This window comes from Pseudomonas sp. Z4-20, assembly GCF_051131955.1.
Lineage (GTDB): Bacteria > Pseudomonadota > Gammaproteobacteria > Pseudomonadales > Pseudomonadaceae > Aquipseudomonas > Aquipseudomonas marvdashtae.
Genome location: NZ_CP071641.1, coordinates 3,349,678 through 3,369,076 on the forward strand (window position 1 = coordinate 3,349,678; position 19,399 = coordinate 3,369,076).

The following is a 19,399-nucleotide window of genomic DNA, read 5'->3' on the forward strand; positions in this document are numbered from 1 at the left end:
CGGCTCTCTTTTTGCAGTCCCAATAACAAGAGGCACCCGTGTCCAAAGGCATCGCTCTATCGGTCTCGGCCTCCGCCCTGTTCGCCGTCATGTACTACTACACCTCGCTGCTCACACCCCTGACCGGCCTGGAGATCTTCGGCTGGCGCATGCTGCTGACGATGCCGTGCATGACGGCCTTCATGCTGGTCTCGCGGGAGTGGAAATTGGTCTCGGATCTTGTCCAGCGCCTGGTCGCGACACCGCAACTGCTGCTCGGGGCGATGGCCTCTTCGGCATTGATGGGTGCGCAGCTGTGGCTGTTCATGTGGGCACCGCTCAACGGCTACAGCCTGGACGTGTCGCTGGGGTACTTCCTGTTGCCGCTGTCGATGGTGCTGACCGGCCGTATTGCCTATGGCGAACGCCTCTCGCGCTTTCAGAAAATCGCCGTGTTCTTCGCCACCCTCGGAGTGCTCAACGAGCTCTACCAGGTCGGCGGGCTTTCCTGGGCGACGTTGCTGGTGGTGGTGGGTTACCCGATCTACTTCATCTTGCGCAAACGCCTGCGCACCGACAACCTGGGCGGGCTCTGGTTGGACATGACGCTGATGCTGCCGTTGGCATTGTGGTTCGTGCAGAGCGGTGAACAGGGTTTCGGCGTCTTCGATCAATACCCGTGGCTGTCGCTGCTCATCCCGGTACTGGGCGTCATCAGTGCCTCGGCGCTGGTGGCCTACATCGTTGCCAGCCGGCTGCTGCCGTTCAGCCTGTTCGGACTGTTGAGCTATGTCGAGCCGGTGCTGTTGCTGGGCGTCGCGCTGCTGTTGGGGGAAAGCATTGAGGCGCAAGAATGGCTGACCTACATTCCCATCTGGATGGCGGTGGCGGTGCTGGTGTTCGAAGGGTTCAAGCATCTGGTGCGACAGCGGCGCAGAGCCTGAAGGCCAAGCACCCACCGGAAAATAAAAAACCCGCCAGGCATCACAGCCAGGCGGGTTTTTTCATGAGTCAGGCATCACTCGGTGGCAAGCACGCCACGACGCACCTGGTCACGCTCAATCGACTCGAACAGCGCCTTGAAGTTGCCTTCGCCGAAGCCATCGTCACCCTTGCGCTGGATGAATTCGAAGAACACCGGGCCCATCAGGGTTTCCGAGAAGATCTGCAGCAACAAGCGCCTGTCACCCTGCTCGGAAGCGCCGTCCAGCAGAATGCCGCGCGATTGCAGTTCATCTACCGGTTCGCCGTGGTTCGGCAGGCGGCCTTCGAGCATTTCGTAGTAGGTGTCCGGCGGCGCGGTCATGAAGCGCATGCCGATCTTCTTCAGCGCATCCCAGGTTTTGATCAGATCGTCGGTCAGGAAGGCCACGTGCTGGATGCCTTCGCCGTTGAACTGCATCAGGAACTCCTCGATCTGCCCGGCGCCCTTGGACGACTCTTCGTTCAACGGGATGCGGATCATGCCATCCGGGGCGGTCATGGCCTTGGACGTCAGGCCGGTGTATTCACCCTTGATGTCGAAGTAGCGGATCTCACGGAAATTGAACAGCTTCTCGTAGAAGTTCGCCCAATAGGCCATGCGTCCGCGATAGACGTTGTGCGTCAGGTGGTCGATGATTTTCAGGCCCGCGCCGACGGGATTGCGGTCGACACCTTCGAGGAACACAAAGTCGATGTCATAGATGGAGCTGCCTTCGCCAAAACGGTCGATCAGGTACAACGGCGCGCCGCCGATGCCTTTGATCGCCGGCAGATTCAGCTCCATCGGACCGGTTTCGATATGGATCGGCTGGGCACCGAGTTCCAGGGCGCGCTGGTAGGCTTTTTGCGAGTCCTTGACACGGAACGCCATGCCGCACACCGACGGGCCATGCTCGGCGGCGAAGTAGGACGCCACGCTATTGGGTTCGTTGTTGAGGATCAGGTTGATCGCGCCCTGGCGATACAGGTGCACGTCCTTGGAACGGTGCGTGGCGACTTTGGTGAAGCCCATGATCTCGAAGATCGGCTCCAGGGTGTTGGGTGTTGGGGACGCGAATTCGATGAATTCAAAGCCCATCAGGCCCATCGGGTTTTCGTATAGATCTGCCATGTCGGCGCCTCATCATGCTCAATCAATTAACAAGAAACGTTAGTTGCCAGTGATGCTGAGGGCACGCGGTGGCGCGCAGGAAATACCACGAACGCTGCGGGCGAGGTAGTCGCCGTAGATCAGTTGAAACCCAAGTATCTTCATTGTCGACCCAAGGCTCTTGCGGGCGAGGCTTCTGCTGCCAGAAGACGTTATTCTTATATGCGTAACCGGATTCTACACAGCGTAACCATGTTTGTCCGCCTTGGGTATCAAATCGCCTTTGCGGTCGAACGCGCAAGCGGTTTGTTGCACAGGAAAATTCCCGTCAGGATCAGCCCCCCGCCTACGCACATCATCGCCGTAAGCCGTTCGTCGAGTAGCAACGCACCCAGCAATACCGCCGTCAACGGATTAAGCGCGATGAACACCCCGGAACGGGTCGCGCCGATTTTGCGGATACCGTCATACCAGGCGATATAGGCCAGCGCCGAGCCCAGCACGCCGAGATACAGCAGGCTCAGCCATTGCCTGATATCCAGGGCTAACAAAGCACCAAAATGGATATCGCCACTGGCGGCACACGCCACCCACAACATCAAGGTGCCCAGCAGGATCGACCAGGTGACAGTCTGCAGAGGGCCCAGACTTTCACTCAGGCCCTTGGAAAACAGCGAATAGATCCCCCAGCCCAGCACGCAGCCGAAAATCAGCACGTCACCCATCCAACCCTGTCCCGTGGTCTGCAGCACGGACGGATCACGGTTGACGATCACCAACCCCGCCCCGCCGATGCACAACAGGATGCCAGCGACTTTCAAGCGACCCAGCCGCTCCTTGAACAGGCACCAGGACGCCACCCCGATCATCGCCGGGTTCAACGCCACAATCAGCGAGGCACGCGACGCATTGATGTGCTGCAAGCCGTAAAAGAAGCACAGGTTGTAGACAAAGATGCCGAAGAAACCCAGCACCGCCAACCAAAGGCCCTGCTTCAGGCTGGGCTTGGCCAAGGGGATACGGGCCAGGCCGAGAAACATCAGCAACGCGATACTCGCCAGCAGAAAGCGCAGGCTGGCGGCAAACATTGGGGCCAGGGCATCGGAGAGGATCCTGCCGGCGACGAAGGTCCCGCCCCAGATCATGGTGACCATGGCGAGTTTCAGGTAGACCGGCAGATCGGAAGGTGTTGGAACGGCATGTTCGCGAGAGATCATCGCTTCACCCAATTTGAGATTTATTCGAGTCCCGTATCACCGGGATGATGTATGGTCGGCCTCATGCTTCATCATCGTAAAATGAGCTTTTACTCATGACCCTGACCCAACTGGAAATCTTTTCGCTGGTCGCCGAACTGCGCGGCTTCACTCCGGCGGCCATACGGTTGGGGATCGGTCAGTCCGCGGTGTCGCACGCCATCAAATCCCTGGAACAGGAATTGGGCGTCGAATTGTTCCGACGCCATCAATCCCTTGTGGAGCCCAGCGATATCGGCCAGCAACTGTTGTTGCGGGCCCGAGCGATGCTCGGACTCGCCAATACCTTGCGTCAGGAAGCCGCCGACGCCCGGGGCATGCGACGCGGGACCTTGCGCATAGGCTCGTTCGGCCCGACTTCCTCGATGAAATTGCTCCCGACCATCCTGCGGCGCTACCGCGCCTTGCACCCGGGAATCGAGGTGCATGTCGACGAAGGGCCGGACCGCCAGGTGCTGCAATGGCTGGATGAACGGCGTATCGACGTTGGTTTCGTGGTGCTACCCGAAGAACGCCTCGATACGTTCGCCTTGACGGAGGACCAGATGGTCGCCCTGTTGCCCGCCACCCACCCCCTCGCCGCCCGAGCCAGCCTTGAGCTCAGGGAGCTGTGCAACGACCCTTTCATACTCACCGAGGCGGGCTCGTCGGAACTGGTCTGGCGGCTGTTCAATAGCGCCCGACTCACTCCGAACGTACGCTATCGCTGCTCGCAACTGCTCAGTACGCTGGATATTGTCAGCCGCGGGGACGCGGTGAGTGTGGTGTCTGAAGGCTCGTTGCCTTCGATCGAGAATCCAGGGTTCGTTCTTCGGCCGCTATCGCCTCCGATTCCAAGGCAGATCGGCCTGGCCGTGCTCGACCGCCGTCAGTCCTCGCCAGCGACGCTGGCGTTTATCGAGCTGGCCAGGACACTACACCCGGTCTAGCGTGGCGCTTGCCCGCCGCGGCGAAGCTTGCTCACTGGCGGACATGCTTGAGTTATAAATAAATCGATGGCGAAAAGATCATAACTTTCGATCACCTTATCGGCGTGTATCTAATAGCCAGATTCCGCCGCCAACGTCTTGACGTGGGCGGCGTGCCTGAGGTGAATCGCTACTGTTGTTACATAACGAAAAAGTTACGATTTACACTTTTTGATTTAACTACTACAATTTTTTCTGCCTGTACCAGACAGCAGGAGAGTCATTAATCACCGAGTCGCTACAAGGCGCTGGGCTTATAGCTTTGTTTGCGGTTGGTATCAGCCATATATTTTGATTGGAGTAATGATATTGTCCAGACTCGCTGAATTTCGCAAAGCCGAAAAGGCCCTTCAAGAGCAGCTCGCGCAGCTGGAAGCCTTGAAGAATGACGCCGGGCTCAAGAAAGAAATCGAATTCGAAGAGAAGCTCCAGGGGCTGATGAAGACTTATGGCAAGGGCCTGCGCGACATCATCGCGATTCTCGATCCGAATCCATCCAAGTCAGGCCTGTCGCCGGCCAAGACGCCGAAGACCCGGCGTGCCCGTGTCGTCAAGGTGTACCAGAACCCGCATACTGGCGAATTGATCGAAACCAAGGGCGGCAACCATCGCGGCTTGAAATCCTGGAAAGAGGAGTATGGTGCGAGCACCGTTGATTCCTGGTTGCGCAGCTGAGAGCCACTACAATGCAAAAGCCCTGACGTAGACTCAGGGCTTTTTTATGGGCTGAACTTCTGGCTTGCTTCGAGCGCATTACGCCGAAGGTCTTATAGTTTCAGGCTATTTCGTACTGACTGTATTTCATCCTGGCTTTCAACAAATACCTGCGCCTGTCCGGCGTAGGACAACACGTAGGCGCTCCCCTCGCTTAATGCTGCGACCAGCGTCTGCGACAATACATGACTGCCGTTCTGCGTGATTGTGCAAGTGGTTTCCAAAGCGTTGACGCCGCCCAACATGGAAGCGTGAATCTTAGTGCATACACTTTGATATCCGCCTTGGAAAAAATCCTTTTGAATGGACTTGCGCATTTCCAGCAACACGCCTTGCAAGTTGACTTGGTGACTGGCCTCCACGGGTGTGGTGGTCAGCTCCATGACCATTACCGCATTGCCTGAAGGGTCGTTCTTGGTCGCACGCTGCCGGGTGGTGCCCGGTGGTGTCACGGGAGCTGACGCGTCGGCAGGGAGCGACTCGATGAGCCAGCCCTGGGGCCAGGTAACCTGCGGTTCGGCCGCACTGGCCCCAAGACTCGCAGCGATGACAAACAGCGGGACAACCAGCGAAAGGAACGGTCGAAACATTGCGTTGCACTCACGGACCAATCGTCAAGTTTGAAGCGCGCCGCACCGCCAGGCAATAGCCAGGTTTGGCGATGTCGCGCCCCTTGCGTATCATGGACACACCTGCAAGGAAGCCGTCTGACGCAAGCCCAGGACCGTCGCGCCAAGCGTGCGACGCCGTTTGCCCCACTTATTTTCCGGAGGGCCCATGAGCCTGCACGAACTCAACACTTTCCCTGGCGTCACCGCCCAGCCCGACGCCGCAACGGCCAAGTTCGTCTTCAACCACACCATGCTGCGGGTCAAGGACATCACCAAGTCCCTCGATTTCTACACCCGCGTGCTGGGTTTTTCCCTGGTGGAGAAACGCGATTTCCCAGAAGCCGAATTCAGCCTGTATTTCCTTGCGCTGGTCGACAAGAACCAGATCCCGGCGGACGCTGCGGCGCGTACCGAGTGGATGAAATCGATCCCCGGCATCCTCGAACTGACCCACAACCATGGCACCGAAAACGACCCGGCATTTGCCTACCACAACGGCAACGCCGACCCACGCGGCTTCGGCCACATCTGCATCTCGGTGCCGGATGTCGTCGCCGCCTGCGAGCGCTTCGAAGCGTTGGGCTGCGACTTCCAGAAGCGCCTGAGCGATGGCCGCATGAAAAGCCTGGCGTTCATCAAGGATCCGGACGGCTACTGGGTCGAAATCATCCAGCCCGCACCGCTGTAGACGCCTCGCCGAAAAAAAACCCCATGGGCCGAAACTCATGGGGTTTGGTTTTTCCAGCGGCTGGCGTCAGGCCGGCGCGGAGGTGCGGATCAGGTGATCGAAAGCACTCAGCGAAGCCTTCGCGCCCTCGCCCACGGCGATGACGATCTGCTTGTACGGCACGGTGGTCACGTCACCGGCGGCGAACACACCCGCAATCGAGGTCTCACCCCGGGCATCGACGATGATCTCGCCACGCGGTGACAGCTCGACGGTACCCTTGAGCCAATCGGTGTTAGGCAACAGGCCGATTTGCACGAAGATGCCTTCCAGCACGACGTCGCGCACTTCACCGCTTGGACGGTCCTTGTAGCGCAGGCCGTTGACCTTCTGCCCGTCACCGGTCACTTCGGTGGTCTGGGCGTTGGTGATCACCGTCACGTTTGGCAGGCTGTGCAGCTTGCGCTGCAACACCGCGTCGGCGCGCAGTTGAGTGTCAAATTCTAGTAAGGTGACATGAGCCACGATACCGGCCAGGTCGATCGCCGCTTCGACGCCGGAGTTGCCGCCGCCGATCACCGCCACGCGCTTGCCCTTGAACAGCGGGCCGTCACAGTGCGGGCAGTAAGCCACGCCCTTGTTGCGGTATTGCTGCTCACCCGGCACGTTCATTTCGCGCCAGCGGGCACCGGTCGCCAAAATCACCGTCTTGGCCTTGAGGCTCGCGCCGCTGGCGAACTTGATTTCATGCAGCCCGCCATCCTTGCCTGGCACCAAGCCGTCGGCACGCTGCAGGTTCATGATGTCGACGTCGTACTGCTTGACGTGTTCTTCCAGCGCGACGGCCAGTTTCGGGCCTTCGGTTTCCTGGACCGAGATGAAGTTCTCGATGGCCATGGTGTCGAGCACCTGGCCGCCAAAACGCTCGGCCGCAACGCCGGTGCGGATGCCTTTACGGGCCGCGTAGATCGCCGCCGAAGCACCGGCCGGGCCACCGCCGACCACCAGCACATCAAAGGCATCCTTGGCGCTGATCTTCTCGGCCTGGCGCTCGATGCCGCTGGTGTCGATCTTGGCCAGAATCTCTTCCAGGCCCATGCGGCCCTGGCCGAAGTTCATACCGTTCAAGTAAACGCTTGGCACGGCCATGATCTGACGCTCGTCGACCTCGGCCTGGAACAGCGCGCCGTCGATAGCGACGTGACGGATGTTCGGGTTCAGCACCGCCATCAGGTTCAGCGCCTGGACCACGTCCGGGCAGTTCTGGCACGACAATGAGAAATACGTCTCGAAGTTGAACTCGCCCTTGAGCGAGCGGATCTGTTCGATCACTTCGACACTGGCCTTCGAAGGGTGGCCGCCGACTTGCAGCAAGGCCAGCACCAGCGAAGTGAATTCATGCCCCATGGGGATACCGGCGAAACGCAGGCTGATATCGGCGCCCGGGCGATTCAACGAAAACGATGGCTTGCGCGCATCGGTGCCGTTGTCGAGCAAGGTAATCTGGTTGGAAAGACTGGCAACGTCTTGGAGTAATGCGAGCATTTCCTGGGATTTCGCACCGTCGTCGAGGGAAGCGACGATCTCGATCGGCTGGGTGACCCGTTCCAGGTATGACTTCAACTGAGCTTTAAGATTGGCGTCCAACATACGGGCGATTTCCATGTTTGAATTTCAGAAAAAACAACGCCCGAGCGAATCTCGCCCGGGCGTTTTTTGGGGCGAAGCGGCTTACTTGATTAAGAGCGGATCGCCCTCGGATGACTCACAGACTTAGATCTTGCCGACCAGGTCCAGGGACGGAGCCAAGGTGGCCTCGCCTTCTTTCCACTTGGCTGGGCAGACTTCGCCTGGGTGAGCAGCAACGTACTGAGCAGCCTTGATCTTGCGCAGCAGCTCGGAAGCGTCACGGCCTACACCACCGTCGTTGATTTCAACGATCTTGATCTGGCCTTCAGGGTTGATCACGAAGGTACCCCGATCCGCCAGGCCGGCTTCTTCGATCAGCACGTCAAAGTTGCGGGAGATGGTCAGGGTCGGGTCGCCGATCATGGTGTACTGGATCTTGCCGATGGCTGGCGAGGTGTTGTGCCAGGCAGCGTGGGCAAAGTGAGTGTCGGTCGACACGCTGTAGATCTCGACGCCCAGCTTCTGGAATTCGGCGTAGTTGTCGGCCAGGTCTTCCAGCTCGGTTGGGCAAACGAAGGTGAAGTCAGCTGGGTAGAAGAATACGACAGACCACTTGCCTTTCAGGTCGGCGTCCGAGACTTCGACGAAAGCGCCGTTTTTGAAAGCGGTCGCTTTGAACGGTTTAACTTGGCTGTTGATGATAGGCATCGTTGACTCTCCGTCAGGGGTTGAAAAGTTGATGAGGTGAATCTTAGCCACTCATTCCTCCGATGGCTCATTGGCAAACCTCATGCGAATGATTGGTTTTGGCTATCAGGAATCTATATAGATAGAAGAAATCTGTAGAAGCTGCCGAAGGCGGCGATCTGTTGATCGTGGCAGCCGACAAACAGTTCACAAGGCTGGACCGATGGATCGCAGCCTTGTGTCTTGAGGGGCGTTGGTCAGGCGGTGGGTGTACGCATGGTGACGAATTCTTCGGCGGCGGTTGGATGAACGCCGACGGTTTCGTCGAAGTCGCGCTTGGTGGCGCCCGCCTTCAGGGCAATCGCCAGTCCTTGGACGATTTCCCCAGCATCCGGCCCGACCATGTGGCAACCCAACACCTTGTCGGTCCTGGCATCGACCACCAGCTTCATCAGCGTGCGTTCCTGACATTCGGTGAGGGTCAGTTTCATCGGCCGGAAACGGCTTTCGAAGATTTGCACTTCGTGGCCCTCTTCGCGGGCTTGCTCCTCGGTCAAGCCAACGGTGCCGATATTCGGCAAGCTGAACACGGCCGTGGGGATCATCCGGTAATCCACCAGGCGATATTGCTCGGGCTTGAACAGGCGGCGCGCCACCGCCATGCCTTCGGCCAGCGCGACCGGTGTCAGCTGCACGCGACCGATCACGTCGCCAATGGCCAGGATCGACGGCTCGGCGGTCTCGTACTTTTCGTTGACCTGTACGAAACCCTTGTCGTCCAGCGTGACCCCGGTGTTCTCCAGGCCAAGGTTGTCGAGCATCGGGCGGCGGCCAGTGGCATAGAACACGCAATCGGTGGCCAGCGTGCGACCGTCCTTGAGCGTCACCTTCAGGCTGCCGTCGGTCTCCTTGTCGATACGCTGGATGTCGGCCTTGAATTGCAAATCGAGGCCACGGCGTTGCAGCTCCTCGGCCAGGTGTTTGCGCACCGCGCCGTCGAAGCCGCGCAGGAACAAGTCGCCGCGGTACAGCAAGGAAGTCTGCGCGCCCATGCCATGGAAAATCCCGGCGAACTCCACCGCGATATAGCCGCCACCCACTACCAGCATGCGCTTGGGCAGCGACTTGAGGAAAAACGCCTCGTTGGAGCTGATGGCGTGCTCGCGCCCTGGAATGTCCGGAATCACCGGCCAGCCGCCCGTGGCGATCATGATGTGTTGGGCGGTATGGCGTTGGCCGTTGATCTCGACTTCGTGAGGACCGGTAATCTTCGCGTGGCCTTCATGCAGCGTGACGCCGCTGTTGACCAGCAGGTTACGGTAGATGCCGTTGAGGCGATTGATCTCGCGATCCTTGTTGGCGATCAGCGTGGCCCAGTCGAAACTCGCCTCGCCTGCTGTCCAACCATAGGCCGACGCTTGTTCGAAGTCCTCGGCGTAGTGCGCGCCGTAGACCAGCAGCTTTTTCGGCACGCAGCCCACGTTCACGCACGTACCGCCCAGGTAACGGCTTTCCGCCACGGCTACCTTCGCGCCAAAACCGGCGGCAAACCGTGCGGCTCGAACACCGCCGGAACCGGCGCCAATCACATACAGATCAAAATCGTAGGCCATCTTCTATCTCCTTCGGCAGGCCGTCAGCATACCTGCTGTTCCTGCCTGGGAGCAGCCAGACAAAAAAAAAGCCCCGAACCAGTCGGGGCGTTTTTTTTCAAGGTGTGGCCAGGCTATCAGTAAGCCTTGCCAGTCTTGTAGAAGTTTTCGAAGCAGAAGTTGGTCGCGTCGATGTAGCCTTCGGCGCCACCGCAGTCGAAACGCTTGCCCTTGAACTTGTAGGCCATCACGCAGCCATTCTGGGCTTGTTTCATCAAGGCGTCGGTGATCTGGATTTCACCACCCTTGCCTGGCTCGGTCTGTTCGATCAGGTCGAAGATGTCCGGGGTCAGGATGTAGCGGCCGATGATCGCCAGGTTCGACGGTGCATCTTCCGGCTTCGGCTTTTCAACCATGCTGTGAACGCGGTAGATATCGTCGCGGATCATTTCACCGGCGATCACGCCGTACTTGTTGGTTTCCTGCGGATCGACTTCCTGGATCGCCACGATGGAGCAGCGGAACTGCTTGTACAGCTTGACCATCTGGGTGAGTACGCCGTCGCCTTCCAGGTTGACGCACAAGTCATCCGCCAGCACTACGGCGAACGGTTCGTCACCGATCAGCGGGCGGCCGGTCAGGATCGCGTGGCCCAGGCCTTTCATTTCAGTCTGGCGGGTGTAGGAGAACGAGCACTCGTCCAGCAGTTTGCGAATGCCGACCAGGTATTTCTCCTTGTCGGTGCCCTTGATCTGGTTTTCCAACTCGTAGCTGATGTCGAAATGGTCTTCCAGGGCGCGCTTGCCACGGCCGGTGACGATGGAGATTTCCGTCAGGCCTGCGTCAAGGGCTTCTTCGACGCCGTACTGGATCAGTGGCTTGTTCACCACCGGCAGCATTTCTTTGGGCATGGCTTTAGTCGCTGGCAGGAAGCGAGTACCGTAACCGGCTGCTGGGAACAAGCATTTCTTGATCATATAAGTCCTTGAAAAGGCGGTATGTACGAGTTTCGGCGCAGTCTAATCAGCCAGCAGGCGCCTTACAATGCCTGCACTGGCCAACCGATGCCATCATAGAGAAATAAACCGTCGGATAGTTCAATCCCCTTTCGTTCCGATGGCTCCAGCGGTCCCACTGTACGCCCCTGAGCGCTGTTTGCGAGCATTTGGCGTATTATGGCGGCCTTGATCCCGCCAACGAGGCAGCTAGATGTCGGCAACACAGAACGCAAACGGTTATTCGGTCAGCCAGGACAAGGACGGCCAATGGTGGATTACCAACTACCATGGCGAGCAAGTCGCCGGCCCCCTGCCCAGCAAGGCCATGGCGGTTGAAGTGGCCGCGGTTTTCCAGGACGAACGCTCTGCCCCGGCCCCTCGGGAGCGTGAGCAGGCGCCCGCGCGCAATAATCGCCGCAAGAAGTAATCGATCGATCCCCATCGAGGCCAGGTTGTCTTGATGGGGAACGTGGTTTAGCTGTACCGGAATGGCCATTCGCTATAATCTCGCGCCATTCCTTCCCTTCTCGATGACGATCCCATGAAAAAAATCCTGGTGCTGTTCGCAGTCCTGGCCTTGGCAGGCTGTGCCTCGGCACAAAAGACCTATATGGATAACGGCGAACAGGGCCTGACCATCGATTGTTCGGGCGAGGCCAACTCCTGGGCGACTTGTTACGAAAAAGCCGATGCGTCCTGTGCCGGTACGGGCTACCGCATCGTCGGCACCGACGGCACGCCACAGGCCAAGGAAAGCGAGAAAACCCTTGGCGTCGACATCGGCAACTTCACCAGCCGTAGCGTGCTAGTGGTATGTAAATAATCTAGATGTGGATCTCGGCGAACTTGATGCCCAAGCCCCTCAGGGTCTCGATCAGGTCGTCGAGCCGGCTGAAAGATTCGACTTCGTCCTGGTCATCCACCAGGAAATAACTGCGCCCGGCGCTTTTCTTGAAAAATACGATCCACTCGCCTGGGCTTCCAGGGTTCTGGATCACATGGGTGGCGTGGATCAACCCTTCTGCGTGGCGCTCGCGCACCTGCTCGCGTTTCATCGACTCAACTCCATAAATGACAATGCCGCCAACGTTCACCGTGGCGGCATTATTTTTGTCGAGGGCGCAGCTTAACCGATGCCCGGCCTGCTCGTCAGGCCGAGCCGTGCTCAGCCGGAGATGCAAGCGTTGGCCGCGTCCTGCACATCACCCGGGCGCACCGGCACGTTGGACAGGCTTTCGTGCAACTTGATGCTGCTGCCGCTGGAGCGCTCGTCAATGTCGAATACCGCGGCCGGCAGCGCCGACAGCTTGCCCGGGACGATCATCCGGACACCGTTCTTGTGCGGCTCCATCTGCAGCGGGCCACGGGTCTTCAGCAACTTGTCGGCCACGCACTTGGCGTATTCATGGGGTTTCTTCCCGGAGATGACGCTCATGGTGGGAGGCGACTGGTTGATGTCCGATACCGATGCACATCCACCCAAGGCCAAGGCCAATACCCACACGCTTCGCTTCATATGATTCCTCCGGTAAAGACCCTCCGACAATACAAATGCCGTTTTTCTCCGGCGCTCTGCGTTTTTTATCCGCCCGCGCGCAGTAAATGGACGGCACCTGGAACGGGGGACGGATATTAACCCGCGGTGCTGATAAACTGCGCGCCATAATTATTGCTCCACCTTACCGTCTTGACTTGCAAGAAATGCCCTTCTGGAGGCGCTTATGAAATTCATCCACCAGCGCGAGCACCTCAACGAGGACGATATCGTCGTTATCGAATGCTCCCAAATGTGCAACATCCGTTTGATGAACGACGCCAATTTCCGTAGTTTCAAGAACGGTGGCCGGCACACTTACCATGGCGGCGCATTCGACACGTTCCCGGCCAAGATTACCGCGCCGAGCACCGGTTTCTGGAACATTACCATCGACACCGTCAACCATCGCGCTATCAGCGTCACACGCAAGCCGACCCTGACCCACAAAATCAAGATCATCCGGCGCTCCAGCTCGAAACTGAGCTGAGCCGCCCCGTGCCGAAGACAGGACAGACCGTGGCCCAGACAACCAAATACGTGATCAAGTACAAACTCAACGGCGAACGCCGCTTCGAGTTCGCGCAACTGAAAAATGGCACCGAGGAAGAAGCCTTGGCAGAGCTGGAGAAGCTGCATGGCGAAAGCGATGTGATCAGCGACCTCAAGGTCAGCAAGTCACTCTGAGCGTGGCACCCGGCGGGACAAGATGCCTTTGTGGCGAGGGAGCTTGCTCCCGCTCGGCTGCGCAGCAGTCGCAAAATGCGTCAACGCGGTACATCTAATGGCTCCTGCTGCCTGATTGGGGCGGCTTCGCCACCCAGCGGGAGCAAGCTCCCTCGCCACAGAAAGCTTTTCAATACCGCAAGAATCGGAGTGCCCGGCAACGCAGCGCTCCACAGACTGATCAGTCCGTCCATAAGGATTGCACTCATGTCCTCTACGTCATCGCTGATCCAACGCATTAATGACCTTGACTGGCCCGCCCTGGAACAAAGCCTCGACCAGGACGGCTGCGCGATCGTTCGCCAGCTGCTGCCGGCAGCGCTGTGCCTGGAGCTGCGCGGCTTGTACAGCGACCCGGGGCTGTTTCGTTCCCGGGTGATCATGGCGCGTCATGGATTCGGCCGTGGCGAGTACCAGTATTTTCGTTACCCGCTGCCTGAGGCCGTCCAACAACTGCGTCAATCGCTGTATCCGCTCCTGGTGCCGCTGGCTAACCGCTGGAATGAATGCATGGGTTTACCGGTGCGATATCCCGACCAGCACGCCGATTTCGTCCAGCGCTGTCACGCTGCCGGGCAACAACGGCCCACGCCCTTGCTGTTGCAATACGGCCCGCAGGATTACAACTGCCTGCATCAGGATCTGTACGGTGAGCACGTGTTCCCTTTGCAGGTGGCGATCCTGCTGTCGGAACCGGACCAGGAATTTACCGGTGGCGAGTTTGTCTTGACCGAGCAACGTCCGCGCATGCAGTCGCGTCCCCAGGTCATCGATCTGAAACAGGGCGACGCCGTGGTGTTTGCCGTGCACCAGCGACCCGTCAAAGGCGTTCGCGGTTATTATCGGGTGAACTTGCGCCACGGCGTCAGCCGCGTGCTCAGCGGCCGCCGGCATACACTCGGGATCATTTTTCATGATGCGCAATGACGATACGCCCATCACCCTGGACCTGTTCGCCGACCAGGCGCCCACCACGCCTGGCCAGACCGAACAGATCGGCGAGCAGTCCTTCGTGCTGCGCGGGTTTGCCTTGCCCTGGCTCGATCGGTTGCTGCCGGCGCTGGATGCGGTCTTGCAGGCCGCACCGTTCCGGCAAATGGTCACGCCCGGCGGCTTTACCATGTCGGTCGCCTTGAGCAGCTGCGGCGCGCTCGGCTGGACCACTGACCGCAGCGGCTACCGTTACACGGCCCATGATCCGCAGACAGGCCAACCCTGGCCAGACATGCCGGCGGTGTTCCGGGAGCTGGCGCGCGCCGCTGCCCGGCAGGCACAGTTCGAGCATTTTGAACCCGATGCCTGCCTGATCAACCGCTACGTGCCCGGCGCGCGGATGTCGCTGCACCAGGACAAGAACGAACGCTCCCTCAGTGCTCCTATCGTCTCGATGTCCCTGGGCCTGCCGGCGGTGTTCCAATTCGGCGGCTTCGAGCGCAGCGACAAAAGCTTGCGGGTCCCGCTGTTTCACGGCGACATCGTGGTCTGGGGCGGCGTGGATCGGTTGCGTTATCACGGCGTGCTGCCACTCAAGCAAGGAGAGCATCCGCAACTGGGCGCCCAGCGGATCAACCTGACGTTTCGCACCGCCGGGTGAAGGTGCAGAATTCAACCGCAAGACCCGGAGTGTTGCCGCCATGCGGGCTCGCTATCGTAGGCAAAACGGGCCAATGGACAGAACAACCATGAACAACACTTCAAACACCCTCGCCCCTGAACTCGACCCGCGCTGGGCCGCCGTGCTCGCTCGGGACCCGCGCGCCGATGGGCAATTCGTCTATGGCGTGAAAACCACCGGCATCTATTGCCACCCCAGCAGCCTGTCGCGCCTGCCCAACCCGCGCAACATCGAATTCTTCGACACACCGGAACAGGCCCAGGCAGCCGGGTATCGTCCCAGCAAACGGGTGGCCAGGGATCAGACGCAGATCGCCGCGCAGCAAGCGGCGCGGGTCGCGGCCGCTTGCCGGCAGATCGAGGCAGCTGAAAACCTTCCTGGGCTCAGTGAACTGGCCGAAGCCGCGGGCCTGAGCCCGTTCCATTTTCATCGGGTCTTCAAGGCCGTTACCGGCCTGACGCCCAAAGCCTATGCCGCCGCCCACCGTTCAAGCAAAGTGCGCGAACGCCTGGCCGATGCCGGGACAGTCACCGAAGCGCTGTACGACGCAGGGTTCAATTCCAACAGCCGGTTTTATGAAGCCGCCGATAAAGTCCTCGGCATGAAACCCGCCGACTACCGTGCCGCCGGGCAGAACACCGACATTCGCTTCGCCGTCGGCCAGTGCTCCCTCGGGGCGATCCTGGTGGCGCAAAGCGAGCGTGGCGTGTGCGCGATCTTGCTGGGGGACGATCCGGATGTCCTGGTGCGCGACCTGCAAGACAAGTTCCGCAGGGCAAACCTGATCGGTGCCGACCGGGAATTCGAGCAGTTGATAGCCCAGGTGGTGGGCTTCATCGAAGCGCCGGCGCTGGGCTTGGACCTGCCACTGGATCTACGCGGCACGGCATTTCAGGAGCGGGTCTGGCAAGCCCTGCGGGAGATCCCGCCAGGCAGCACCGCCAGCTACGCCGAAATTGCCATGCGCATCGGCTTGCCCAAGGCGGTGCGCGCCGTGGCCCAGGCCTGCGGCGCCAACAGCCTCGCGGTAGCCATCCCCTGTCACCGGGTGGTGCGCAGCGACGGCAACCTGTCGGGCTATCGCTGGGGCGTGGAGCGCAAGCGTCAGTTGCTGGCGCTTGAACGCTCGTCCGAAGACTGAACGCCGATGTAGATCGCGACCGAGTCGGGGGCGCTGTACACCTCGAAATCGGTGGTGAAACGACGCAGGGTCTGCGGGTTGTCGGCGAAATACGCCCAGATCAAGCCCCACGCCTCTATCACGCAGTCAGGCATCGGCCCCTTGGCCGAGAACACCAGGTAATCCCCGCCCTCGACGTTAACGGCGGGGTAGCCTGCGCTGGTGGCATCGACCTCGACACCAGCAGTTACGTTGAAGTAGCCGGTCGCGTCGGACTCATAGTCGGAATACACCCCATAGACGAACGATTCCGACTGCCTGGCCGGGACTTTTTCGAACAGTCCTTCGGTGAAGAATTGCTGCCACATCGGGCCGATCCTCGCCGCGTCGCCCTGTTGCTCCTCGGAGTTGCGGGTGCGCACCTGCAGGCCGGCAACGGTGAACGGTTCGACTGTCTTGAGTTTCACGTCCATGGGTCAGGCTCCTTGATGATTGAAGCCGCATGGTACCCATCCCATCGCCAGGAACAAACCCGCGTACCGATTGAAAAACTCGACTGGCCTCGGCCGGGTCACACCTGCTAAAAACGTTGTTTCCTTCTGCCGTCGGAGACCCGTACATGAGCCAGTGGCCAGACACGCGCATTCTTGACCAGCTCGGGATCGAGCTTCCCATCATCCAGGGGCCGTTGGCCGGGGTGACCGGTCCGGCCATGGTGGTCGCCACCTGCAATGCCGGCGGGCTGGGCTCGATGCCGGCGGCAATGCTGGATGTGGAGCAACTGCGCCAGGCGCTGACGACGATCAGCGAACAGACCGACAACCCCTTCAACGTGAATTTTTTCTGCCACCAGCCGCCAGCGTTCGACGAACAACGGGCCGCGGCCTGGAAGCAACACCTCAAGCCTTACTACCAAGAGCTGGGCGCCGATTTCGAGGCGCCGACGCCCATGTCCAATCGCACTCCGTTCGACGATGCGGCCTGTCGGGTGCTGGAAGAAATGCGACCCAAGGTGGTGAGCTTTCATTTCGGCCTTCCGGAAAAATCGTTGCTGGATCGCGTCAAGGCCACCGGCGCGAAAATCCTTTCTTCGGCCACCACCGTCGAGGAAGCCATCTGGCTTGAACAACATGGCTGCGACGCGATCATCGCCATGGGCTATGAAGCCGGCGGCCATCGCGGGATGTTCCTGAGCGACGACCTCAACACCCAAGTGGGCCTGTTCGCCTTGCTGCCGCAGGTGGTGGACGCGGTGAAAGTTCCGGTTATCGCCACCGGCGGTATTGGCGATGCGCGGGGGATCGTCGCGGCGTTCGCCCTCGGCGCGTCGGCGGTGCAACTGGGCAGCGCCTATCTGTTCACCCCAGAAGCCAAGATCAGCGACTCCCATCGCCAAGCGCTGCGCACGGCCAAGGAAAGCCAGACCGCCGTCACCAACCTGTTCACCGGTCGCCCCGCCCGGGGCATCGTCAACCGGGTGATGCGTGAAGTCGGCCCGATGAGCCCGCTCGCGCCGGCGTTCCCCCTGGCGGGCGGCGCACTGATGCCCTTGCGTGCCAAGGATGACGCGGACTTCGCCAATCTCTGGGCTGGCCAGGCTTTTCCCATGGGTCACGAGCTGCCGAGCGGCGAGCTGACCCGGCGCTTGGCCGAGGAAGCGCTGGCCCGGTTCAAGGGCTGACTGGACAGCGACGTCTACGCGAGCAAGGCCGCTCCCAAAAATGCAGCGTTCCGTTTGTCGTGTATTCGCTATATATTCCGCTATATAGCGAAACCGTCCCCCGGAGCCTCTTTCATGCGCCTCACCCGCTTTGCGCCATTGCTGCTGATCCCGCTGGTCATTGTCACTGCCCAAGCCGAGGAAGTGCAGGTCGCCGTTGCCTCCAACTTCACCGCGCCGATGCAAGCTATCGCCAGCGATTTTGAAAAAGACACCGGCCACAAACTGACAGCCGCCTTTGGCGCGACCGGGCAGTTCTACACCCAGATCAAGAACGGCGCGCCGTTTGAGGTCTTCCTCGCCGCCGACGACACGACGCCGGCCAGGCTGGAAAGCGAAGGCGATGCGCTCAAGGGCTCGCGCTTCACCTACGCCATCGGCACGCTGGCGTTATGGTCGGCCAAGGCCGGTTATGTCGACAGCGCGGGCCAAGTCCTGCGGGACAATGCATTCCAGCATCTGTCCATCGCCAACCCGAAAGCCGCGCCCTACGGGCTGGCCGCCACCCAGGTACTCGAAAAACTTGGGTTGACCGCGCACGTCAAAAACAAAATCGTCGAAGGCCAGAACATTACCCAGGCCTATCAGTTCGTCTCCACGGGCAATGCCGAGCTGGGCTTCGTGGCCCTGTCCCAGGTCTACAAAGACGGCAAGCTGGCGAGCGGTTCAGCGTGGGTCGTCCCGCCCGAACTGCATGATCCGATCAAGCAGGACGCGGTGATTCTCGGTAAAGGCCGGGACAACCCCGCCGCCCTCGCGCTATTGGAGTATCTCAAGGGTCCAAAAGCCGCCGCGATCATCCAAGCCTACGGTTATCAACGCTAAATGCCGCTGACCAGTGCCGACTACGCCGCCATCTGGCTGACCCTGAAACTGGCGTCGCTGACCACGGTCATCCTGCTGCTCATCGGCACGCCCATTGCGCTGTGGCTATCGCGCACCCAGTCGTGGCTGCGCGGGCCTGTGGGCGCGGTAGTCGCCCTTCCGCTGGTGCTGCCGCCCACTGTTATCGGCTTCTATCTGCTGCTGGCGTTGGGGCCCAATGGCTGGATCGGCCAGTTTACCCAGTCGCTCGGTTTGGGCACCCTCACCTTCAGCTTTACTGGACTGGTGATTGGCTCGGTAATTTACTCCTTGCCCTTTGTGGTGCAGCCGTTGCAGAACGCTTTTTCCGCCATCGGCAGCCGTCCGCTGGAAGTCGCCGCCACCCTGCGCGCCGGCCCTTGGGACACGTTTTTCAGCGTGGTCGTGCCCCTGGCCCGGCCCGGTTTCATCACTGCGGCGATTCTCGGTTTCGCCCACACCGTCGGCGAATTCGGCGTGGTACTGATGATCGGCGGCAACATCCCGGAAAAGACGCGGGTGGTGTCGGTGCAGATCTACGACCATGTCGAAGCCCTCGAATACGCCCAAGCCCACTGGCTGGCGGCGGCGATGTTGGTGTTTTCCTTCCTGGTGCTGCTGGCGTTGTACTCCAGCCGCCGGGCACGCGCGGGTTGGAGCTGATCG

Annotated in this window: 24 protein-coding genes; 14 read left to right on the plus strand and 10 right to left on the minus strand. The window is 60.1% G+C overall.

Going from position 1 to position 19,399, the window contains the following annotated elements; translation table 11 throughout:
* Positions 1-38 precede the first annotated feature (38 nt).
* Positions 39-923 carry an EamA family transporter RarD gene (gene rarD, locus J3P82_RS15085; protein ID WP_434557555.1) on the plus strand — a complete coding sequence of 295 codons (885 nt, stop codon included), beginning with the start codon at positions 39-41 and terminating at the stop codon, positions 921-923.
* Between the two features lie 74 nt (positions 924-997).
* On the opposite strand, the gene hppD is transcribed toward rarD, so the two are convergent.
* Positions 998-2,074 carry a 4-hydroxyphenylpyruvate dioxygenase gene (gene hppD, locus J3P82_RS15090; RefSeq protein ID WP_434557556.1) on the minus strand — a complete coding sequence of 359 codons (1,077 nt, stop codon included), beginning with the start codon at positions 2,072-2,074 and terminating at the stop codon, positions 998-1,000.
* Between the two features lie 251 nt (positions 2,075-2,325).
* Positions 2,326-3,270, minus strand: coding sequence for a DMT family transporter (locus J3P82_RS15095; RefSeq protein ID WP_434557557.1), 945 nt, complete (start codon positions 3,268-3,270; stop codon positions 2,326-2,328).
* A gap of 95 nt (positions 3,271-3,365) precedes the next feature.
* On the opposite strand from J3P82_RS15095, the gene J3P82_RS15100 reads away from it, so the two are divergent.
* Both J3P82_RS15100 and J3P82_RS15105 read left to right on the plus strand, forming a co-directional pair.
* Positions 3,366-4,238, plus strand: a complete 873-nt coding sequence (locus J3P82_RS15100) for a LysR family transcriptional regulator (protein WP_434557558.1) — start codon at positions 3,366-3,368, stop codon at positions 4,236-4,238.
* A gap of 348 nt (positions 4,239-4,586) precedes the next feature.
* A complete protein-coding gene (locus J3P82_RS15105) occupies positions 4,587-4,952 on the plus strand; it encodes a histone-like nucleoid-structuring protein, MvaT/MvaU family (RefSeq protein WP_186641221.1) in 366 nt (121 codons plus the stop codon).
* Between the two features lie 92 nt (positions 4,953-5,044).
* Here J3P82_RS15105 and J3P82_RS15110 read toward each other — a convergent pair whose 3' ends face one another.
* Positions 5,045-5,581, minus strand: a complete 537-nt coding sequence (locus J3P82_RS15110) for a DUF4946 domain-containing protein (protein WP_434557559.1) — start codon at positions 5,579-5,581, stop codon at positions 5,045-5,047.
* 187 nt (positions 5,582-5,768) lie between these two features.
* Between J3P82_RS15110 and gloA the strand changes: the two genes are divergently transcribed.
* Positions 5,769-6,290, plus strand: a complete 522-nt coding sequence (gene gloA, locus J3P82_RS15115) for a lactoylglutathione lyase (RefSeq protein WP_434557560.1) — start codon at positions 5,769-5,771, stop codon at positions 6,288-6,290.
* 66 nt (positions 6,291-6,356) lie between these two features.
* Here gloA and ahpF read toward each other — a convergent pair whose 3' ends face one another.
* The 4 genes from ahpF to galU form a co-directional block, all read right to left on the minus strand.
* Entirely contained in the window at positions 6,357-7,919 is a 1,563-nt protein-coding gene (ahpF, locus tag J3P82_RS15120) for an alkyl hydroperoxide reductase subunit F (RefSeq protein ID WP_434563847.1), read from the minus strand.
* Positions 7,920-8,042: 123 nt separating this feature from the next.
* Positions 8,043-8,606, minus strand: a complete 564-nt coding sequence (ahpC, locus tag J3P82_RS15125; RefSeq protein ID WP_020294651.1) for an alkyl hydroperoxide reductase subunit C — start codon at positions 8,604-8,606, stop codon at positions 8,043-8,045.
* Between the two features lie 236 nt (positions 8,607-8,842).
* Entirely contained in the window at positions 8,843-10,198 is a 1,356-nt protein-coding gene (gene gorA / locus J3P82_RS15130) for a glutathione-disulfide reductase (protein ID WP_434557561.1), read from the minus strand.
* 116 nt (positions 10,199-10,314) lie between these two features.
* Entirely contained in the window at positions 10,315-11,154 is an 840-nt protein-coding gene (gene galU, locus J3P82_RS15135) for a UTP--glucose-1-phosphate uridylyltransferase GalU (protein WP_003182953.1), read from the minus strand.
* 232 nt (positions 11,155-11,386) lie between these two features.
* Between galU and J3P82_RS15140 the strand changes: the two genes are divergently transcribed.
* Both J3P82_RS15140 and J3P82_RS15145 read left to right on the plus strand, forming a co-directional pair.
* Positions 11,387-11,602 (plus strand): hypothetical protein, encoded by a 216-nt coding sequence (locus tag J3P82_RS15140; RefSeq protein WP_186614638.1) that lies wholly within the window; start codon positions 11,387-11,389, stop codon positions 11,600-11,602.
* Positions 11,603-11,716: 114 nt separating this feature from the next.
* On the plus strand, positions 11,717-11,998 hold the full coding sequence (locus J3P82_RS15145) for a hypothetical protein (protein ID WP_434557562.1): 282 nt from the start codon (positions 11,717-11,719) through the stop codon (positions 11,996-11,998).
* Position 11,999: 1 nt separating this feature from the next.
* Here J3P82_RS15145 and J3P82_RS15150 read toward each other — a convergent pair whose 3' ends face one another.
* Together J3P82_RS15150 and J3P82_RS15155 are read right to left on the minus strand one after the other, a co-directional pair.
* Positions 12,000-12,230, minus strand: coding sequence for a hypothetical protein (locus tag J3P82_RS15150; RefSeq protein WP_186614642.1), 231 nt, complete (start codon positions 12,228-12,230; stop codon positions 12,000-12,002).
* Positions 12,231-12,340: 110 nt separating this feature from the next.
* Complete coding sequence (locus tag J3P82_RS15155) at positions 12,341-12,691, minus strand: hypothetical protein (protein ID WP_434557563.1); 351 nt, start codon at positions 12,689-12,691, stop codon at positions 12,341-12,343.
* Between the two features lie 205 nt (positions 12,692-12,896).
* Here J3P82_RS15155 and J3P82_RS15160 point away from each other — a divergent pair, with 205 nt between their 5' ends.
* The 5 genes from J3P82_RS15160 to ada all read left to right on the plus strand — a co-directional run bounded on the left by J3P82_RS15160 (position 12,897) and on the right by ada (position 16,191).
* Positions 12,897-13,199, plus strand: coding sequence for a DUF1883 domain-containing protein (locus J3P82_RS15160; RefSeq protein ID WP_434557564.1), 303 nt, complete (start codon positions 12,897-12,899; stop codon positions 13,197-13,199).
* A 29-nt stretch (positions 13,200-13,228) separates the two neighbouring features.
* Positions 13,229-13,396, plus strand: coding sequence for a hypothetical protein (locus J3P82_RS15165; RefSeq protein ID WP_434557565.1), 168 nt, complete (start codon positions 13,229-13,231; stop codon positions 13,394-13,396).
* Positions 13,397-13,642: 246 nt separating this feature from the next.
* On the plus strand, positions 13,643-14,362 hold the full coding sequence (locus J3P82_RS15170; protein WP_434557566.1) for a 2OG-Fe(II) oxygenase: 720 nt from the start codon (positions 13,643-13,645) through the stop codon (positions 14,360-14,362).
* Positions 14,349-15,029 (plus strand): DNA oxidative demethylase AlkB, encoded by a 681-nt coding sequence (gene alkB / locus J3P82_RS15175; protein ID WP_434557567.1) that lies wholly within the window; start codon positions 14,349-14,351, stop codon positions 15,027-15,029. Before J3P82_RS15170 ends, alkB begins: the two co-directional genes overlap by 14 nt.
* Positions 15,030-15,117: 88 nt before the next feature.
* Entirely contained in the window at positions 15,118-16,191 is a 1,074-nt protein-coding gene (gene ada, locus J3P82_RS15180; RefSeq protein WP_434557568.1) for a bifunctional DNA-binding transcriptional regulator/O6-methylguanine-DNA methyltransferase Ada, read from the plus strand.
* On the opposite strand, the gene J3P82_RS15185 is transcribed toward ada, so the two are convergent.
* Positions 16,155-16,643 carry a GyrI-like domain-containing protein gene (locus tag J3P82_RS15185; RefSeq protein ID WP_434557569.1) on the minus strand — a complete coding sequence of 163 codons (489 nt, stop codon included), beginning with the start codon at positions 16,641-16,643 and terminating at the stop codon, positions 16,155-16,157. The two genes, ada and J3P82_RS15185, sit on opposite strands and share 37 nt — an antisense overlap.
* A 146-nt stretch (positions 16,644-16,789) precedes the next feature.
* On the opposite strand from J3P82_RS15185, the gene J3P82_RS15190 reads away from it, so the two are divergent.
* The 3 genes from J3P82_RS15190 (at position 16,790) to modB (ending at position 19,396) form a co-directional block, all read left to right on the plus strand.
* Entirely contained in the window at positions 16,790-17,851 is a 1,062-nt protein-coding gene (locus J3P82_RS15190; RefSeq protein WP_434557570.1) for an NAD(P)H-dependent flavin oxidoreductase, read from the plus strand.
* Positions 17,852-17,965: 114 nt separating this feature from the next.
* On the plus strand, positions 17,966-18,715 hold the full coding sequence (gene modA / locus J3P82_RS15195; RefSeq protein ID WP_434557571.1) for a molybdate ABC transporter substrate-binding protein: 750 nt from the start codon (positions 17,966-17,968) through the stop codon (positions 18,713-18,715).
* Complete coding sequence (modB, locus tag J3P82_RS15200) at positions 18,716-19,396, plus strand: molybdate ABC transporter permease subunit (RefSeq protein WP_434557572.1); 681 nt, start codon at positions 18,716-18,718, stop codon at positions 19,394-19,396.
* The last annotated feature ends 3 nt before the right edge of the window (positions 19,397-19,399 follow it).

Excerpts from the sequence above, each read along its gene's own strand:
- J3P82_RS15155 (WP_434557563.1), bottom strand. The coding sequence starts at position 12,691 with ATGAAGCGAAGCGTGTGGGTATTGGCCTTGGCCTTGGGTGGATGTGCA.
- alkB (WP_434557567.1), top strand. The coding sequence starts at position 14,349 with ATGATGCGCAATGACGATACGCCCATCACCCTGGACCTGTTCGCCGAC.
- J3P82_RS15095 (WP_434557557.1), bottom strand. The coding sequence starts at position 3,270 with ATGATCTCTCGCGAACATGCCGTTCCAACACCTTCCGATCTGCCGGTC.
- J3P82_RS15140 (WP_186614638.1), top strand. The coding sequence starts at position 11,387 with ATGTCGGCAACACAGAACGCAAACGGTTATTCGGTCAGCCAGGACAAG.
- ada (WP_434557568.1), top strand. The coding sequence starts at position 15,118 with ATGAACAACACTTCAAACACCCTCGCCCCTGAACTCGACCCGCGCTGG.
- modB (WP_434557572.1), top strand. The coding sequence starts at position 18,716 with ATGCCGCTGACCAGTGCCGACTACGCCGCCATCTGGCTGACCCTGAAA.
- J3P82_RS15190 (WP_434557570.1), top strand. The coding sequence starts at position 16,790 with ATGAGCCAGTGGCCAGACACGCGCATTCTTGACCAGCTCGGGATCGAG.
- J3P82_RS15150 (WP_186614642.1), bottom strand. The coding sequence starts at position 12,230 with ATGAAACGCGAGCAGGTGCGCGAGCGCCACGCAGAAGGGTTGATCCAC.
- J3P82_RS15185 (WP_434557569.1), bottom strand. The coding sequence starts at position 16,643 with ATGGACGTGAAACTCAAGACAGTCGAACCGTTCACCGTTGCCGGCCTG.
- J3P82_RS15110 (WP_434557559.1), bottom strand. The coding sequence starts at position 5,581 with ATGTTTCGACCGTTCCTTTCGCTGGTTGTCCCGCTGTTTGTCATCGCT.
- J3P82_RS15170 (WP_434557566.1), top strand. The coding sequence starts at position 13,643 with ATGTCCTCTACGTCATCGCTGATCCAACGCATTAATGACCTTGACTGG.
- hppD (WP_434557556.1), bottom strand. The coding sequence starts at position 2,074 with ATGGCAGATCTATACGAAAACCCGATGGGCCTGATGGGCTTTGAATTC.
- gloA (WP_434557560.1), top strand. The coding sequence starts at position 5,769 with ATGAGCCTGCACGAACTCAACACTTTCCCTGGCGTCACCGCCCAGCCC.
- gorA (WP_434557561.1), bottom strand. The coding sequence starts at position 10,198 with ATGGCCTACGATTTTGATCTGTATGTGATTGGCGCCGGTTCCGGCGGT.
- modA (WP_434557571.1), top strand. The coding sequence starts at position 17,966 with ATGCGCCTCACCCGCTTTGCGCCATTGCTGCTGATCCCGCTGGTCATT.
- J3P82_RS15145 (WP_434557562.1), top strand. The coding sequence starts at position 11,717 with ATGAAAAAAATCCTGGTGCTGTTCGCAGTCCTGGCCTTGGCAGGCTGT.
- J3P82_RS15160 (WP_434557564.1), top strand. The coding sequence starts at position 12,897 with ATGAAATTCATCCACCAGCGCGAGCACCTCAACGAGGACGATATCGTC.
- ahpC (WP_020294651.1), bottom strand. The coding sequence starts at position 8,606 with ATGCCTATCATCAACAGCCAAGTTAAACCGTTCAAAGCGACCGCTTTC.
- J3P82_RS15100 (WP_434557558.1), top strand. The coding sequence starts at position 3,366 with ATGACCCTGACCCAACTGGAAATCTTTTCGCTGGTCGCCGAACTGCGC.
- ahpF (WP_434563847.1), bottom strand. The coding sequence starts at position 7,919 with ATGTTGGACGCCAATCTTAAAGCTCAGTTGAAGTCATACCTGGAACGG.
- galU (WP_003182953.1), bottom strand. The coding sequence starts at position 11,154 with ATGATCAAGAAATGCTTGTTCCCAGCAGCCGGTTACGGTACTCGCTTC.